This window comes from Bdellovibrio sp. 22V, assembly GCF_030169785.1.
Lineage (GTDB): Bacteria > Bdellovibrionota > Bdellovibrionia > Bdellovibrionales > Bdellovibrionaceae > Bdellovibrio.
In genome coordinates this window covers 1,969,914-1,985,422 of the sequence record NZ_CP125854.1, presented here as the reverse complement: position 1 = coordinate 1,985,422, position 15,509 = coordinate 1,969,914, and the positions used below count along the sequence as shown (strand labels likewise).

14 protein-coding genes are annotated in these 15,509 nt (G+C 47.2%); 4 read left to right on the top strand and 10 right to left on the bottom strand.

The features are described from left to right. Positions 1-46: 46 nt before the first annotated feature. Genes QJS83_RS09520 through QJS83_RS09505 form a run of 4 tightly spaced genes read right to left on the bottom strand, consistent with a single transcriptional unit; the run spans position 47 to position 3,942 of the window. Complete coding sequence (locus QJS83_RS09520) at positions 47-1,210, bottom strand: hypothetical protein (protein WP_284604310.1); 1,164 nt, start codon at positions 1,208-1,210, stop codon at positions 47-49. Continuing rightward, positions 1,188-1,946, bottom strand: a complete 759-nt coding sequence (locus QJS83_RS09515) for a class I SAM-dependent methyltransferase (RefSeq protein WP_284604308.1) — start codon at positions 1,944-1,946, stop codon at positions 1,188-1,190. Before QJS83_RS09515 ends, QJS83_RS09520 begins: the two co-directional genes overlap by 23 nt. Further along, positions 1,922-2,989, bottom strand: coding sequence for a prenyltransferase (locus QJS83_RS09510; protein WP_284604306.1), 1,068 nt, complete (start codon positions 2,987-2,989; stop codon positions 1,922-1,924). Before QJS83_RS09510 ends, QJS83_RS09515 begins: the two co-directional genes overlap by 25 nt. Continuing rightward, positions 2,986-3,942: a polyprenyl synthetase family protein gene (locus QJS83_RS09505; RefSeq protein WP_284604305.1), complete on the bottom strand. Its 957-nt coding sequence runs from the start codon at positions 3,940-3,942 to the stop codon at positions 2,986-2,988. The genes QJS83_RS09510 and QJS83_RS09505 overlap by 4 nt, the downstream gene beginning before the upstream one ends. A 92-nt stretch (positions 3,943-4,034) precedes the next feature. On the opposite strand from QJS83_RS09505, the gene QJS83_RS09500 reads away from it, so the two are divergent. Further along, positions 4,035-4,490 (top strand): YkgJ family cysteine cluster protein, encoded by a 456-nt coding sequence (locus tag QJS83_RS09500; RefSeq protein WP_284604303.1) that lies wholly within the window; start codon positions 4,035-4,037, stop codon positions 4,488-4,490. A 24-nt stretch (positions 4,491-4,514) separates the two neighbouring features. Here QJS83_RS09500 and QJS83_RS09495 read toward each other — a convergent pair whose 3' ends face one another. Next, positions 4,515-5,168: a hypothetical protein gene (locus tag QJS83_RS09495; RefSeq protein ID WP_284604300.1), complete on the bottom strand. Its 654-nt coding sequence runs from the start codon at positions 5,166-5,168 to the stop codon at positions 4,515-4,517. Positions 5,169-5,289: 121 nt separating this feature from the next. Between QJS83_RS09495 and QJS83_RS09490 the strand changes: the two genes are divergently transcribed. Together QJS83_RS09490 and QJS83_RS09485 are read left to right on the top strand one after the other, a co-directional pair. Next, a complete protein-coding gene (locus tag QJS83_RS09490; protein WP_284604299.1) occupies positions 5,290-5,703 on the top strand; it encodes a hemerythrin domain-containing protein in 414 nt (137 codons plus the stop codon). A 157-nt stretch (positions 5,704-5,860) separates the two neighbouring features. Then, positions 5,861-7,777: a hypothetical protein gene (locus tag QJS83_RS09485; protein WP_284604298.1), complete on the top strand. Its 1,917-nt coding sequence runs from the start codon at positions 5,861-5,863 to the stop codon at positions 7,775-7,777. Here QJS83_RS09485 and QJS83_RS09480 read toward each other — a convergent pair. The 4 genes from QJS83_RS09480 to menA are packed head-to-tail and all read right to left on the bottom strand — an operon-like array spanning position 7,774 to position 11,103. Then, positions 7,774-8,097 carry a (2Fe-2S) ferredoxin domain-containing protein gene (locus QJS83_RS09480; protein ID WP_284604296.1) on the bottom strand — a complete coding sequence of 108 codons (324 nt, stop codon included), beginning with the start codon at positions 8,095-8,097 and terminating at the stop codon, positions 7,774-7,776. The two genes, QJS83_RS09485 and QJS83_RS09480, sit on opposite strands and share 4 nt — an antisense overlap. Then, positions 8,091-9,254 carry an AMP-binding protein gene (locus QJS83_RS09475; protein WP_284604295.1) on the bottom strand — a complete coding sequence of 388 codons (1,164 nt, stop codon included), beginning with the start codon at positions 9,252-9,254 and terminating at the stop codon, positions 8,091-8,093. Before QJS83_RS09475 ends, QJS83_RS09480 begins: the two co-directional genes overlap by 7 nt. Continuing rightward, positions 9,230-10,216 carry an o-succinylbenzoate synthase MenC gene (gene menC / locus QJS83_RS09470; protein WP_284604293.1) on the bottom strand — a complete coding sequence of 329 codons (987 nt, stop codon included), beginning with the start codon at positions 10,214-10,216 and terminating at the stop codon, positions 9,230-9,232. The genes QJS83_RS09475 and menC overlap by 25 nt, the downstream gene beginning before the upstream one ends. After that, entirely contained in the window at positions 10,216-11,103 is an 888-nt protein-coding gene (gene menA / locus QJS83_RS09465) for a 1,4-dihydroxy-2-naphthoate octaprenyltransferase (RefSeq protein WP_284604292.1), read from the bottom strand. Before menA ends, menC begins: the two co-directional genes overlap by 1 nt. 105 nt (positions 11,104-11,208) lie before the next feature. Between menA and QJS83_RS09460 the strand changes: the two genes are divergently transcribed. Next, the gene (locus QJS83_RS09460; protein WP_284604290.1) at positions 11,209-12,432 is read left to right on the top strand and encodes a DNA recombination protein RmuC; all 1,224 of its coding nucleotides are present in this window, start codon (positions 11,209-11,211) and stop codon (positions 12,430-12,432) included. A 20-nt stretch (positions 12,433-12,452) separates the two neighbouring features. Here the strand turns inward: QJS83_RS09460 and QJS83_RS09455 are convergent, their stop codons facing one another. Beyond that, a complete protein-coding gene (locus tag QJS83_RS09455; RefSeq protein WP_284604288.1) occupies positions 12,453-15,479 on the bottom strand; it encodes a tail fiber domain-containing protein in 3,027 nt (1,008 codons plus the stop codon). Between the last annotated feature and the right edge of the window lie 30 nt (positions 15,480-15,509).

Below are 15,509 nucleotides of genomic sequence, written 5' to 3'. Positions count from 1 at the left end.
AAAAACAAGGTGTCATCAACGGCGGAACCCTTGGCCCTTCGTCGAGCTACTCCAGATGGATGCGACTGAGCTGCTGCTCTTCTTCTTTCAACCGTTTCTGAATGTGCTCTGGCACTTGTCCTTCTTTTAAAGAATTCAGCCCCTGCAAGTGATAGCGCACTTCATTGAGTCTTTTATGGACGCGATCTTTTCCCCACGACATCGCCGCAGGAGATACCATCTCTGTTGAAATCCAGAAAGGAGGAAAATATTTTGCGTCCTGAAGTTCATCGACTTTAACTCGGCTGCCGAAATGACCCCATACCATTTGGGCAATCCACTGAAAAATCAGAATCACGGAAAATAAAATAATGAACTGCAGAGTTCTATCCTGAACCGAAGACATGTCCGACGAAAAACTGAAATAAAAAGCATTCCGAGCTTCGCCAGCGATTAAAAATCCCACGACGACACCGATGATGGAAGCGACACTCAGTTGCCAGCCAATACGGCGACAATCTTGGTTCAATGAACGTGTGTGCCACCAGAAAAGAATCATTCTAGCAGCGCGCTCACCCGTCACCAAACCGAGAGCTCCGTTAAAAGAAATCGTATTGGTCACAAGAAGGCCCAGAGCCAACGCCATCGACCAGAACTCCATACGAATCACAAAACTTAAAAGCAGTCCCGCCACCAACAGACTCAAAACAGCGGGAAAACGACCGTCCGCAAGAAAGAACGCCAAATCACTTTGTCCCAATGTCGTTTGCAAAATACTGGATTGGCGCAACATCAGCTCGCCGCCAATCAAAAACAAACCTGTCGCCAGAATCCATTGCAAAATATTTTTCGTTTTTGGAGTCAGCCACACTGTCACTAAACCCAAAGAACAAATTCCCAAGAGGAACATTCCGTTAAAACTCAAAAACAAAAGCCCCAGGAGCAACGCCCACCAGGCGCCTAGCGTGCTAAGACCCATGATAAGAACACTGCCACTGAGATTCAGAATGCGTAGATTGTACAAAGCCATTCCGGTGTACAAAGACTTCTGCGGGGAGGCCTCCAAAATCACAAGATCCAAAGCGCGAATGAATTGCAATCCCAAGGATGTCTCGAAACCTTTATCTAAAAATCTTTTTTGCAATCCAGAGAACACCACAGCCGCGCGCTTTTGTGATTCCGTAAGACCAAACATCATCAGGACAAAACTACCCAACCACATAAGTATCATAGCGAACCACCTTTCCTTCGTATGAATGGCGAACTCCCGGAAGAAGTTCTTCCGCATGCACCGGTCTTTTCACCACCACTCGCTGCACCGGCCACTGCAAAGCCACTTTCAAAACTTCGGCGGCATCTTCGTCATGACCAACCAGATCGCGAAAAACCACCATCTCTTGCTTGGGCAAAGCGGATTTCTTTTTATGCGGATACATCGGATCGAAATAGATACAGTCTATTTCCATTTTTCCTTTTTGTTCGCGCAAAAAATCCAAACTGTTGGCAAAGTGCAACTGATAAGACTTTAGATAGTCCTTGGAAGTTTTTGCGAAAGCTTCTTTCAGAAGTGCATACAAAACCGGCGATCTTTCCACACCCGTCACTTCAAATCCCAGCTGAGTCAAAAAGACGCTATCCACGGCCAGACCGACAGAAAGATCGAGAATCTTTCTGTAACCTTTGGCGACTCCCAAAGCTTTCGCGATCAATTCATTTTTCCCGCGATGGCCTTTGCGTTCATAGTCGAGATGATTTTTGTCGAAGTCGATTTCCAATAAACGCTTTTCGCGGTCCCGGACGTACACGCGGTCGGCTTCGACGTGGAAATGAAAAAAGAAATTTTCAGAAGAAGAAGGATTTAGAGGCGCTTTTAGAAACTCAGCCCAGCGCTGGGATTTTTCCAACGCTTCGGCAGATCCGATCACACAAAGGCTCGGTTCGCTTACTGAAGCAGATACCACAGACATTCAAACACCCAAAGGCCTATGGTCAAAAGAAACAGATAAAAGCCCGAACGAAATACGGCGCGCAGTTCACTTCCCACGGAACTTGAAATCGCCTTCAACTTCAAAACAAAGTTAATAGAGATAAATGCCAGAACCAAAGAAAGGTAAAAGCCCCAATAAAAACCTGCAAACCAAATATGGTAAGCGAGATTAAAGAGAACAAAAAGAACCCACCAACCCGCAATCATACGACGGGATTTATCAAATCCCAACCAGGTCACGGTGTTCGTAAAGCGAGCTTGGCTGCTTGGCAGGATATTCACAAAGTTGCGCAAATGAACGACGAAAAGAACCAGCCATCCCCACACGCAGCCGATCCAAACACTTTCCTGATCAAAAGGGGCGCCCATCGCCAACTGATAACCGACTGTGAGAAGCGGACCCAACATCACGAACAAAGCGACTTCGCCGCCAATACGATACTTAAAAGAGTTTTGTTTTTTAAACTGTGCCCATACGCCGATGGCCAAACCCAGCGCAATAACGACGGCCAAAATCGGAAACGCAAACACCAAAGGAACGGCGCAAAGAATGGACAAAAGCAAAAACACAGAAGAATAAGATTTCACCTGCGCTGCCGTCACCCAGCCATTTTGGATCGCGCGGCTCCCGCTGCGATCCAAAACACGGTCCACACCCTTCATGTGATCCATATAATCATTGCGCAAGTTCACCGCGATGAATGCAAGCAGCACTCCGACCGTGGCAATCAAAGTGGTCAAAGGATCCAGCATCGTTTGATCAACGATATTCTTAGTGAGAACCAAAAACAGAGGCACAAGGACAAAAAAGAAACTGCGCACTTTGAAAGTCTGCAGCAGCACTAACAAAGCCGACGGCTTTTTAATTCCCTGTGTGGAAACAATACGAAACGTGACCGTTTCAGAAGCGGAGTTCACATTGAGGGTCTGCACAGGCAAAGCCCGTTTATCTTCCGCAAAAGTTCCAAGGAGATAAGAATCGAATTCCGGCGAGTTCTTAGAAAGCGTAATCAACTCGCTCACGAAGGCTTCCTTCTCCAATAAAGAATCTCAGTTAGAGGACGAAGATGATCGATCAGTTTTTCTTCTCCCGGTTTCAAGAAAGTTTTCAAGCGCTCTAAATGATGGTTGTACATCTGAATCAGGCCTTTATTCATTTCATCGAACTCAAGTAGCTTTTGATCGAATTGCGCTTTGCCACCGATAGCGGCGTAATACTCTTCAAGGTTTTTGCTTTTTACGATGTTATCGATTTCCTGGCGGGAGCGGCCTTTGCAAACAAATGCTCCGAAAGAATTCAAATAACCGGATTTCAAATCTCCAAGGATGGCTTTACCTTCGTCATTACGAATGTCGTAATCCAAAAGATCATCACTGCGTTGGAACAACTGTCCTAGCAGAGTGCCCATTTCCTCTAACGTGCGATGAAGTTCGTCCTCGTATCTTTCCTGCGCAATGAATGGAGCGCGAATACACCATTTAAACAAACTGGCCGTTTTTAAATTGTGAATACGATCCAATTGTTCGAGTGTGACGAAGAAGTCACCGACCACAGAGTCCTGTAGCCACTCCCCTTCCAAAAGATCCGAGATCACTTCGGCTGTGTACTGCACAAGTTTGATATTACCGTGACCGGAAAGATTCACCATCACGCGCGCCAAAAGATAGTCGCCCGCAAGGACCGCGTATTCAGGAGTGTACTTCAACCACGCCGCCGGTTTTCCACGGCGCAAATGAGAGCGGTCGATGAGATCGTCATGCAAGAGAGAGGCATTATGAATAAACTCAATCGTTTGCCCTAAAAGAAGCTCGGCCCTCGCATCCAACGAAAGATTGGCAGACATCATGCGAATCAGTTTTGCGCGAAAACCTTTTCCACCTGCAAAGAGATCGTCATAAAGCTTGTTCAGCTTCGGCAAATAGGCTGGAAAGTCTTTCGGATCATAGACTTTAAGATCAATGACACTTCGCTGCAATTTAGGCTCCTTACAGAGCCGTTAACTTCGCGATTTATCTGCTTGCTGTCAAGGCTCTCCCACCGTAAAGTTCGAACTTTAGGGGCAATATCGTGGAAGAGTTCAAATTTACGGGTAAAGAATGGTGGCGCGAAGGCGTTCGTTTCGAATGCACTGGATCTGGAAAGTGCTGCACTTCTCACGGCGAATACGGTTTTGTTTATCTGAGCCTGGAAGACCGCCAACGATTCGCTAAACATCTGAAAATGCGTACAGCTGACTTCACCCGCAAATACTGCGATAAAACCGGCGGCATCTGGCACCTGAAAGAAGACCCTAAAAATCCTGATTGCATGTTCCTTAAAGGCAAGAGCTGCGGAATTTACGAAGCTCGCCCTACTCAATGTCGTACTTGGCCTTTTTGGCCGGAAGTCATGAATGCCAAATCCTGGGCGAAAGATGTTAAAGCCTTCTGCCCTGGCGTCGGCAAAGGTCCGTTGATTCCAGCAGAACGCATTGAAGCACAATTGCGCGAACAAATCGAAAGCGAAAAAGGCTGGGGCAAATAGAACCTTAAGCGTTTGAGGTGGGTTTTAGCGAAGACGGTATTTTCGCCGCACACCTTCAAGGCACTCTAATTTTCTGTTGTCGCCGAAAACGCGCTCACAGGCAGTCACTTCTTCGCGAACTATGAAACGATTTTTTAGTTTTGCTATGCAGGCGATTTTTTCGTCGTCCGAAAACAAACTTTCACAAAACTGAATCGCCTCGACAGTGTAGAGCTCGGCTTGACTCATTTCACGAACACATCTTTTTTTGTCGTCATCGCCAAAGAAGGATTGGCACAAACGCGATGCGGCCTGCAAACCTGGGCGAGCATCGACTTTGATGCGTGTTCGATAGGGAAAGGGCCGGCGAATTTCTGCAAGACACTGCGCCTGCTCTTCCGCAAAGCTGATTGATTCGCACACTTGCACTTCTTCGACACGAATTTCGTTGTTCACAATGCTGCGCAAGCATCCGACTTTTTCATTATCGAAACTTTGTGAAATACAAATCGGCAAAGCTTCCTTTGTCACCCAATCCGCCGCACTTTCAAGCTGTACACAGTCGATAATCGCCTCGTCTTCATCCAGGGTCGCGCAAAAACGCACAGCCGCCTGCAACCCAGGAATCGGGTCTGGAAATCGCTGGGCAAAACTATGGCGACTCAGCAGAAGAAGCAACAGCACTACGAAGTGTCTCATAATAAAACAATTATCAGATCAATTCCTCGAGTTCATCTAAATTGAGGAGATCTTTCGATTTTTTAACTTACTTAATATTCCTAATTGTCGATACGTGTATTAACAAAGGAGCTTTACTGAAATGGCACAACTTACGAACAAACTTAAAAACGATCACAAGGTTCTCGTCTCTGCGCTCGAGGAAATCAAAAACATTGGTATCGCACATCCTGACGCTCCCAAAAAATTGATCGCCGCGAAAGCAGCTCTTTTGGCACATCTCAAACATGAAGACGTCGAACTTTATCCGGTTCTAAAAAAGGCGGCCGCGTCTGACGGTTCGATGCAATCCACACTCAATGTTCTTGCCAAAGATATGGAGACACTGGCTCCGGCAGCGTTGGCATTTTTTGCCAAGTACGAAAAAGGCGGCGATCCGACAGAATTTTCTCGCGACTTCAGTAAACTTTTCTCTGCACTTGCGACACGCATTCGTCGTGAGGAAGAAACTCTGTACGCAATGTTTGATAAAGTGGCTGATAAGAAAGCCGCTTAAGAATTTATTTTTCTTTTTATCCTTTCTTGAGACCGAGGATTTCTGCCTCGGTCTTTTTTATTTCAATAAGAGACAGCAGTCTTACAATCTGCTTAGAAGCGTGAAGAATCTCATTCTGAGTCTTTAGAGCTTCCCCACCTTTGTCGAAAAGAACTACATGAAGAACGTAAGCGGTAAATATCTCAGCATTTTATTGTTTTCGACCTTGTTGTTAACAAACTGCAAAAGTCCGGAGCTCGAAGTTTCTTCCTTGGGGAAAAAACTGCCTGCGCCTTCGATGAAAGGCTCCAGCCCTTTTGATCAGGATTTCGAAACGCAAAATTATGCACTTGTGCAAGGCTCGTGCGACGCACGTGTCGGCAACCTCATGGTGAGCTTCGATAAATCCGTATGGCATCAGGCGCCAGCTTCACCTGATCTGACCGGAACAAATCTGCCTGTGGGAACACAGAACGACAACAACTGCTCCGATGGCTCTTTCAGTATTTATCTGACAAAGGGCGACCTATTGAATATCTGGGGTATTACTTCCGGTTCATCGGGAACCAATGTCGACTATATCTATATTAAAGGTGAAACTTTGATCGGCGACACAGAGACGCTGACGATTGTTGATAGCTCCAACGGTGGAGGCACCGGCGGCAACAACGGTCCTGCTTCAACCATCGCTTTGGAAAAAACATGGCCACGTGGTTTTGCCGGGTCCGCTCAGTGTGAAAACTTCCGTGTGAATTTGCGAAATTCCTCGGGCTTTACAACGACACATACATCTGATGTTTCTTTTAGTTTGGACAAAAAGGTCTCTGATACCACTTACCCTCAGGTGTCTGCCTTTAAAAGCTGGCAGGACTGCTATAACAACGCCAATGCCGCACAAACTTTCACGATCCCTGCAGGTACCGATGGCATTGATGTCGTTTACAGATTTCCAGACGCGCCTCTTGACGGCCTGTTGGAATTTAAACTTTCCTCTCCCTCTGCATTGACGGTTTCGTCGTCCTATATTGCCGTGACTTTGCGTGAATCTTCGGCCGGATCTACTTACCGTTTCCTTGAACTTGAAGAAAACCCCCATCAGATTGCAAAGAGCATTTGTTATCCATTTAAAATTCGTGCGCGCAATTATGATAAGGGTGATGCCTACGATCAATTTCCTGGCACGCTCACCGCCTCTTCATCTTCTCCGCAAGTTCAGTTTTATGATGACTCGAACTGCTCGACGGCTGTTTCTTCTTACAGCTTCGCAAGTTACACTTCGACTCTGACAGGATATATAAAATATGTTCCGTCAGCAGCGGACACGGGCAGTTTCAATAGCTTCAATCTTAGTTTTATGACGGCCTCGGGCTCGTTTACTTACGATGCAAAACCGTTTGAGATGCGCGTGGATCTCAGCTCCAGCACGTCACCGACGACTGTTCAGCTCTGGGGCCCGCGCTTTATGGACCGCGGAATGTGTCAACGCTTCCGTGTCGTGACAACAAACAACAACAACACCCAAGTTCCGGTATCAACACCGACAGACGTCAACCTCGCGACGTTGGATGCCGGCGCAGGCTCGTTCTATCATGACAGCACCTGCAGTTCTGTGACGACAAATAAAGTGACGCTTGCGGCGCAAAGCAGTTCTATGGAGATTTACTTTAAACCGACTGCGACAGCGAGCGGCACTTATAAATTTAATATTTCAGCTGCAGGTTTGACGGCGCATAATCCCGACTTCGTGATGAAGTTGGCGCCAACTAAATCGAAAATTTACATGTCTAATTTAACAGCCGGCGGGTGCCAGCCCGTTTCGATCGGACTTTCCGATGATCTCGGTAACACGTATGTCGCCACTTACAACATCACGATTCCATTAACGGTGGGCTTCTCGCCAAGTCAATCGAGCCGAACGTTTGTCGACTCTACTTGTACAACTCCCATGTATTCAAGCTCTGTGACTATTGCGAATGGCATGGGCGCGGGTGTCTTCTATATTCAAACCGACAGCCTGAATGGCGTGACGGTGAATATCAACACCAGTGGCACGAATGGCCTCATCGGAGATTATTTCACTGGTCTTTTCAACTAATCGTTAATCTCATCGCGAATAAAATTTAGCAACTCTTCACGGTCCTTCTCTGGATGGACCGTGAAGGTTTGAGTTTCACCTTCCACCGGCGCGTAAGTCACGGCTTGATAATCATCAATACAGACGTCAAGGCAACTGGTCGTCACCACACGAACTTTAGAGAGATCCCCCGTTTCTTTCAGGCTCTTCTTCAAAAAAGTTTTTAAGTTCTCACCGCTGTTCCCCTCTTCTTTTAAAGAAGATGAGCTAATAGACTTATGACATTTCGTACAGATCAACACAATTCCCTGAGACCAAGGTGTTTCTTCTGCTTTCAACATAATACTCTCCGCAACTCTCCCCACAAAACTTTACCAAGGTCACTTCGGGGGATCTCATTTATATAATAAATTTTACGCACTTTTTCGAAAGGAAGCACCTTCCTGTCGAAAAGCTCTACTACATGCTGGGTTTCACTCTCTGACAAAAGGCTCACAAGATGTATTTCGCTTCCCAATCTGTCAGAGGGCATATCGAGCAAGACCACTTTTCCAGACCAATGGGGATTCAGCAGAATGGCTTCGTTTTCCAAAACTGCGCGTAATCGAGCGAGGTTTGTTCCCTCACCGCCGATCTTTATATAGTCCTTACTGCGACCTAAAATATGCAGACCACGATTGATAACGTCGCCTTTGTCTTCGGTTTGGAACCAGCCGTTCTTTTTAGGGTCCCAGGAATGCCCGCCATGATCTCCGTTTTGCGCATAACACGTGAACAGAGAATTCGCAGTGACTTCCAAAAAACCTTGCAGGTTTTTTCTGGCGTCTGCGTGGGAAAGCAAAGTCATTTCTGGAAAGTCCTCTTGTGAAAGAGACTGCAAAGACGCGGTTGCGATTTGCGAAGCCGTTTCCGTCATTCCGTAACTGGGAAGAACCGGCCAGCCAAGTGAGCGCGCTTTTTTATAAAGCTCCGGCTCGAAAGCGCCACCACCAACCACAATCGCTCGCATTGTTGCCGGCGCTTTAAAACCATGCACAACAAGATCATACACTTGCGTGGGAACTAAAGCCGAAAGGGTGCACTTCTCCGCGATAAGAGTTTTATAAAAATGTTCAGCGTTCCAACGCTCTTCTTTCAATGCAGGAACAACCTTTGCGCCAGACAAAGAAGCGCGCACGGCAATTCCGAGTCCTCCAACATGAAAGTGCGGAAGAACTTGGGTCCAAACATCACCAGCGTGGCTTTGTAAATGGAAGTTTACAGATTGAGCGGACTGCACAAGGGCTTCTTTACTCAACGCCACAAGTTTAATCGAAGACTTCGAGTCCGCTGTCGAACCCGATGTTGCAATCCACACATGACCTTGCAGATTTCGTTCTTCTTGCTGCGACTTCGCTAGCTGCCACAAACTTTCATAGTCTTCACGCGGCCAGCGCGGATTCAGAAGAATTTCGTTATCCTGAGAGCTTAGAGTTATCGCATTTTGAGTTGATGCCACGGCAATCCCCCCAAAATCTTATCAAAGCCCACACCTGTGCCTTTGACTTTAAGAAGATACGGTCCTTGAGTCGAAATCTCGGCAGAAAAAACATCCATTTGATACAAACGATGAGTCAGACAGCCGCACTCTAAAATCATGTCGCTGTATTTTTCTTTCAACTCCATGGCGATGCCAACGGCGTGCGCCACTCCCACAGGGTGATCCATGTAGCTTGTGACGGCGGCTTTCAAATTCCATTTCAAGCAGCGCTCAACAGCTTTATCCACGTCCGTTTTTGCAGGTTTAATAATAACGACATCAAACGGAGCTTTTTGCAAACGCTCCCACGGAACCTTGTCGTATTGATTATCCAAAGCAATCTTGACGAGCTTTTGCGCCTCAGACCACGCACCGATTTCGAAAGGAAACGGGTCTTCGACGTACTCGATCAGTGCTTTCACCGTCAGAGGCAAGTTTCCAATAAACTTTTCAAAAATCTGCCAACTTCCCAATGCATTAAAATCCAAACGAATCTTAAAACCAGCCGCTGCAATGTGTGTGAGAATTTCGGCTTCCTCTTTTAAATTTCGTCCGACTTTAACTTTGAGAGTGGTGAAGCCTTCTTTTTTCAGCTCGTCCAAATAACCGGGCTTTAATGCGGCGAAGTCCGTGAGAAGCGCATTGTTTTTTACGCGCTCCCCTTGATCGAAAATATTCTTTTTATCTTTGCGAAGAAGAGCATCACGGCGAGCAAGCCAAATACTTTGTTCCGCTTGCGACGTGATTTTTCCCTGGCGCAACAACGAGAGTTGTTCGTCAAGCGCAAGATCGCCCAGCTCGGGCCAGGGATGAAGATCGGCATAACCGACGGCGTCGGCCCATTCCACTTTTAACAAAACCCCTTCGCGCGGTGCCGGTTTCGAAGCGGCATTCAAAGATTGGGTCGGTTTTAGAGTGTACGGGCTGTAGCTGATTTTCATTAAAGAGCAAATCCTATCGCAAGAAGAAGTCCAAAGACCATGTGCAGACCGGCTGCTTGTCCCAGGAACTTATTATAAACCGGTCCCGGCTCGGTATTGAAAACATTTTTTGTGACTTTAATCGCCAGAGGTAACGCAAACATCGAAGTGATTGCCGGAATTTTATAGCCTTCCGTCCACCAGTAAATATTCAGTACAAATGGCAAGAAACAAAGGGCCGCAATTTCACAGCGGGAAAACTTTTCGCCAAAACGAACGGCAAGAGTTCTTTTGTTCACAAGCACGTCGCCTTTAGCGTCGCGCAAGTTGTTGATGGCAATAAGGACTGTCGCATGCAAGCCGATTTGCAAACCAAGGACAAACGCCTCTGAAAGCCAGGATCCGGTGTTCAAGAAAACAATACCCATCACCGCAAGAAGCCCGAAGAACAAAATCACGAACAGATCGCCCAAACCGAGATAAGCCAAAGGAAACGGGCCCGCCGTATAAGCATATCCCATCAACACGGACGCCAAGCCGATAGCAACGATCACCCATCCGCCTTTCATCACCAGCGGAATTCCGCAAAGAATGGCAAGAGCAAAACAGAGAGAGCCTAAAGCCATGACCTGATTTGCAGAAAGAATTCCCGCTTGCGTGATGCGCTGGGGACCGATGCGCTTTTCGGTGTCAGCGCCTTTTTTAAAATCAACAGCGTCGTTCACCAAGTTCGTTCCGATCTGAATCAGAAAGGACGCCATCAAAGCGTAGAACAAAACCCATCCGTCCCAAGAAAGACCGATGGCTTTGACCAGAGCGGTTCCTGCCACACAAGGCACCAGAGCCGCTGTTAATGTTTTGGGACGAAAAGCGAGGAGAATACTTTTAATTTGAGTCGCAGAAGTCATTTTTGCATCGCATTGTTGGGGTTAATTTCCACTCAATTTGTATCATTCTTTTTTCTCGTGACCAAAAGAAATTCTAGAGGCAAAAGGAATGGGCAGGAGGACTTTATGACTCTCGGAACCGTTATAGCTTTTATTGCAGGCGCACTTATTTCAGGTGTTGTGGTTTATTTTAAAAATAAAGCCCAATCCGCCGCGGAAAAAGCCTCTTTGCAGGCCGACGTTCAAGCACTGCAAATGAAAAACGACCTCCTCTCACAAAGCATCCAAGAGCAAAAATCTTTAATGACCGAAGCCCGCAAACAACAAGAAGAGCTGGCAAACCGCATGAACGTGCAGTTTGAAGTGGTCGCGCAAAAAATCTTCGAAGAAAAATCCGCGAAATTCACAGATCAGAATCATAAAAACATCGCTTCGGTTCTTGAACCTCTTAAAGAACGTATCAAGGATTTCGAAAAGAAAGTGGAAGAAACTTACTCAACCGAGCGTTCCGAGCGCGGCGTTCTTCGCGGCGAGCTGACGAAGTTGATGGAGCTGAACAAAGTCATGTCGGCGGAAACTCAGAACCTCACCAAAGCTCTTAAAGGTGAAGTGAAGACACAAGGAAACTGGGGCGAGTTGATTCTTGAAAATATTTTGGAGCGCTCTGGTCTGCGCAAAGGCGATGAATATATTATTCAGGGAACGGATATGGATTTGCGCGGTGATGACGGCCAGATTCTTCGTCCTGACGTGATTGTGAATCTTCCCGACGAAAAACATCTGATCGTCGACTCCAAGATGACCTTGATCGCTTACGAACAATACTCGTCAGCGGAAACTTCTGAAGATCAAGAGCGCGCGGCTAAACTGCATGTCGAATCTTTGAAAAAGCACATCGACGGACTTTCAGAGAAAAAATATCACGCCGCGGACAAGCTGATCTCGCCTGATTTTGTGATCCTCTTTATGCCGTTGGAACCTGCGTTCGCCTTGGCGTTTAAATTGAAACCAGAGCTTTTCCAATACGCGTGGGAAAGAAACGTTGCGATCGTAAGTCCAACGACACTTTTAGCAACTCTTCGCACGGTGGCGGCTTTATGGAAACAAGATCGCCAAGAGAAAAACGCTTTGGAAATCGCGAAACGCGGAGGTCTTCTTTACGAAAAATTCGCCGGCCTTCTTAAAGATCTGCAAAACCTTGGGGAAAAATTGGGGGCCGCGCAAAAAGCACACGAGGACGTTCTTAAGAAAGTCTCCGAGGGCCGCGGCAACCTTATTGACCAGGTCGAAGACCTCAAACGCTTAGGCGCCAAAACCGAGAAATCATTACCCCAACTTGAGAATGCCTAAAAACCGCCAAAGTATCCGGATTACTTTGAGCGGGACTGCTTTGCAAGCACACGCTCCAACCTCTGAAGTCGAGCTTTTAATTCCGCATTCTCTTTTTTAAGTGAAAGTACATCTTCTTCAACGCTCGCCAGACGACGATCTTGAGAAGCCAGTCGTGCACTCAGACTTTTATTTTGTTGCTCACTCATTTTACAAGCGACATCCAGTTCCTTCACCGCATTGATCAAGGGTCCGACAAGTTCAGAGTAATTAACACCGTAATAATCGTCCTTTTTAGAAACGACTCCGACATTATCGGTTCCTTCCCGATTTACTTGGTCATGCAACTCCTGAGCGATCAAGCCCCAGTGAGTTGGCGCAGAAGACGGTTCATCGGAACGCCACTTGAAACTCACAGGACGCAGAGAGTTTATAAAACGAAGACCCACGTTTAAATCCTGAATGTCTTTTTTAAGACGGCGATCGGAAGTCTGAATGGTTCCGTTCGTGGCGTAAACAGCGGACCAGCGTCGCGCGGCCGATCCAAGAGTAAAGCTATTATCAGTCAGTGGCTGAAAGACAGCTCCAACCTGAACGACGCCACCGAAAGGATTTATGGCCAAACTGGAAGCAGCACCACTTAAAGAAGTTTGAATTTCATTTGAGTCAATACGCATTTGGTGAGTCGCTCCCGTATGAATAAGAATGGCACCACCGTCGACCGCACTGGTGATATCCGTGCTTTCCACAACATTTAATGGAGCCGTAGGCGCTGCCGTCCCGATGCCCACATGGCCCTCTTCAGTGATTCTCATCACTTCTATCGGAGCGGAAGTAGGACCTAGTTCAAATAAAAATCCGAGAGCACCGCTGGGAGTGCCGCCGGAATTATGCAGAGATCTAAATCGCAGGAGCTTTTTATTGCTTTCATCCGTATGACCAACAAAATAAATCCCGCCGGGATCTCCTCCCTGAATCTCGGCATATTGATTAGAAACACCAGCGCTTCGAGAGGAGCGAATATTTCCGGTTTGAACTTCCAATTTTGCACCAGGAATCGATGTGCCAATACCAACGTCACCAGTGGGTGTGATTCTCATTCTTTCGTCAGAGGCAGAAAGATCATTGGGTCCTCGCGTAGAAAATACCAATGAAGCCGCTCCCGTGGCATCCGTGAAATTTTCATTGGCAATAGCGGAAACTTTCGCAGCAGAGTAAGAATGAAAACTTGAAGCGCCGTAGCCGCCGAAAACTAAAACTCCGAGATCCGCTCCGCTCAACGTTGCCGTCGGAGCCGCTTTTGTGCCTGAAGTTTTTCGCATCACCAAACCGGCACTGCCTCCATAAGAATCCAAAATCGTACTTAAATCTCCATCTTTAGAAAGATGCATGAAGTGCTGGGGTGCCTCTGTGCCGACTCCAATATTGCCTGCCGAGGTGATTGTCATTCGAACAGCATTGTTGGTTTCTAAAGACAGAGCGTTGGCATCATTCGTTCCCACAGAAATCGCGGCACCTGTGGCATTTCCTCCGTCGACCAGAGTTCCACCAGCTCCTTGGGGAAGAAGTGAAACCGGAATTTTTGCAGAGCCATCAAGTTCAACGAGGTTTCCCGCTGATGTGCCGAAATTTTTTGTGGAAGCTGTTCCCAGTCCCGTGACTTGCGTATTGGCGATTGCAATCGTCGTACAAGAAAATGAATCTGTGATTGCACTCCAAGTGAGAGTCTTATCTGCCGTCGAACAAGATGCAGGAATTTGGGAAGTTCCTGTGACGGTCGAACGCAACTGTCCCATGCCAAAATACTGCACATTCCACTGAGTTCCATTATACAAAAGAGTTTGTCCTGTTTGCACACCCGAGGTGTTTAAGGAAATGACCGGAGTGGCTCCTCCACTGCTGGCCAATGGCGCTGTTGCTGTTACTGAGGTCACCGAACCCGTAGCGGGATTTATCCAAGATAAAATCCCACTGCCATCTGTCGACAAGACTTGTCCCGAAGTCCCCGCACTTGATGGCAATTGCAATGAATAGTCTGACGACAACCCTGCCGGCACCGTGATTGTGACCTTGTTGCCATTTCCGGTTTTATACACCTGCAAATTATTAACACCCAGAGTTCCCGTCGACATGCTGTTTGCCGTGACAGAGCCTGACGTATTCACTGTCGTAGAACCACCAATAGTTCCAGACGTGATGGCATTTCCGGAAACCTTGCCTGCGGATGAAATCGTCGCAAGTTTAGAATCCGCAATGCCAGCGCTACTGGAAATGTCTGCATCGACAATAGTACCGTCGACAATCTTTGCGGAGGTCACAGTACTGTCATTCAAAGTGACTGTGGCAGTGGGATTGCCTGTTGAAGAGACATCTCCATTCAACGTCGTGATGCCACCTACAGTCCCACTATCATCACTTGGAATCCAGCTTGTGCCATTGTATTTCAGAACTTTCCCTGAAGCGATGCCCGTCATGTCCAGCGCGACACCTTTGATTTTATCTACACTCGTCGCAGCTTGAGTTCCCGAAACATCGCCACTCAAATTCCCTGTGAAGCCTGCGGAGCTGCCGGCGATATTTCCTGTGACATTCCCTCCCGCAACAGAAGGAGCCGCACACTCGAAAGTTCCCAAAGGGGCGATGTGACGTAGGTATTGTCCGGCAGCACACAGCGGTACAGAAGATTTCAGTACAAAATCACTGACAACGTTACTTCCCAAAGAATTCGCGGTTTGCGCGATCTTCGCGTGTCCCGCAAAAGGAACCGAGCGGATCTCGCTGTCTGGACTGATTAACTTCCATCCCGTGCCGTCATAAAATTGCACGCGTAAAAGGCGCTTATCATCTGTCAGAGGAGTGTAAGTACCGCCGCCTTCACAATTAAAAGTGGTGCTGTTGGCGAAACTATCTAACAACTTAAAACCAGGATCTGCAGGATAGTTCTTTGTTCCCGGGCCAATCGGAACATCAAACACCCCTCCCGAATTTCGCATATCCAAAGAGCCGGAAGTTTCACGATAGAGAATACAACTGCCGGTAGGATTGACCACGGCAAACTCAAACTTCACTCCATTTATTTCTAAAGGAAGTCCGTCCGC

What these genes read in the sequence shown, in the direction of transcription:
- QJS83_RS09520 (WP_284604310.1), bottom strand. Translation starts at nt 1,210, where the DNA reads ATGATACTTATGTGGTTGGGTAGTTTTGTCCTGATGATGTTTGGTCTT.
- QJS83_RS09515 (WP_284604308.1), bottom strand. Translation starts at nt 1,946, where the DNA reads ATGTCTGTGGTATCTGCTTCAGTAAGCGAACCGAGCCTTTGTGTGATC.
- QJS83_RS09495 (WP_284604300.1), bottom strand. Translation starts at nt 5,168, where the DNA reads ATGAGACACTTCGTAGTGCTGTTGCTTCTTCTGCTGAGTCGCCATAGT.
- QJS83_RS09490 (WP_284604299.1), top strand. Translation starts at nt 5,290, where the DNA reads ATGGCACAACTTACGAACAAACTTAAAAACGATCACAAGGTTCTCGTC.
- QJS83_RS09485 (WP_284604298.1), top strand. Translation starts at nt 5,861, where the DNA reads ATGAAGAACGTAAGCGGTAAATATCTCAGCATTTTATTGTTTTCGACC.
- QJS83_RS09480 (WP_284604296.1), bottom strand. Translation starts at nt 8,097, where the DNA reads ATGTTGAAAGCAGAAGAAACACCTTGGTCTCAGGGAATTGTGTTGATC.
- menC (WP_284604293.1), bottom strand. Translation starts at nt 10,216, where the DNA reads ATGAAAATCAGCTACAGCCCGTACACTCTAAAACCGACCCAATCTTTG.
- menA (WP_284604292.1), bottom strand. Translation starts at nt 11,103, where the DNA reads ATGACTTCTGCGACTCAAATTAAAAGTATTCTCCTCGCTTTTCGTCCC.
- QJS83_RS09460 (WP_284604290.1), top strand. Translation starts at nt 11,209, where the DNA reads ATGACTCTCGGAACCGTTATAGCTTTTATTGCAGGCGCACTTATTTCA.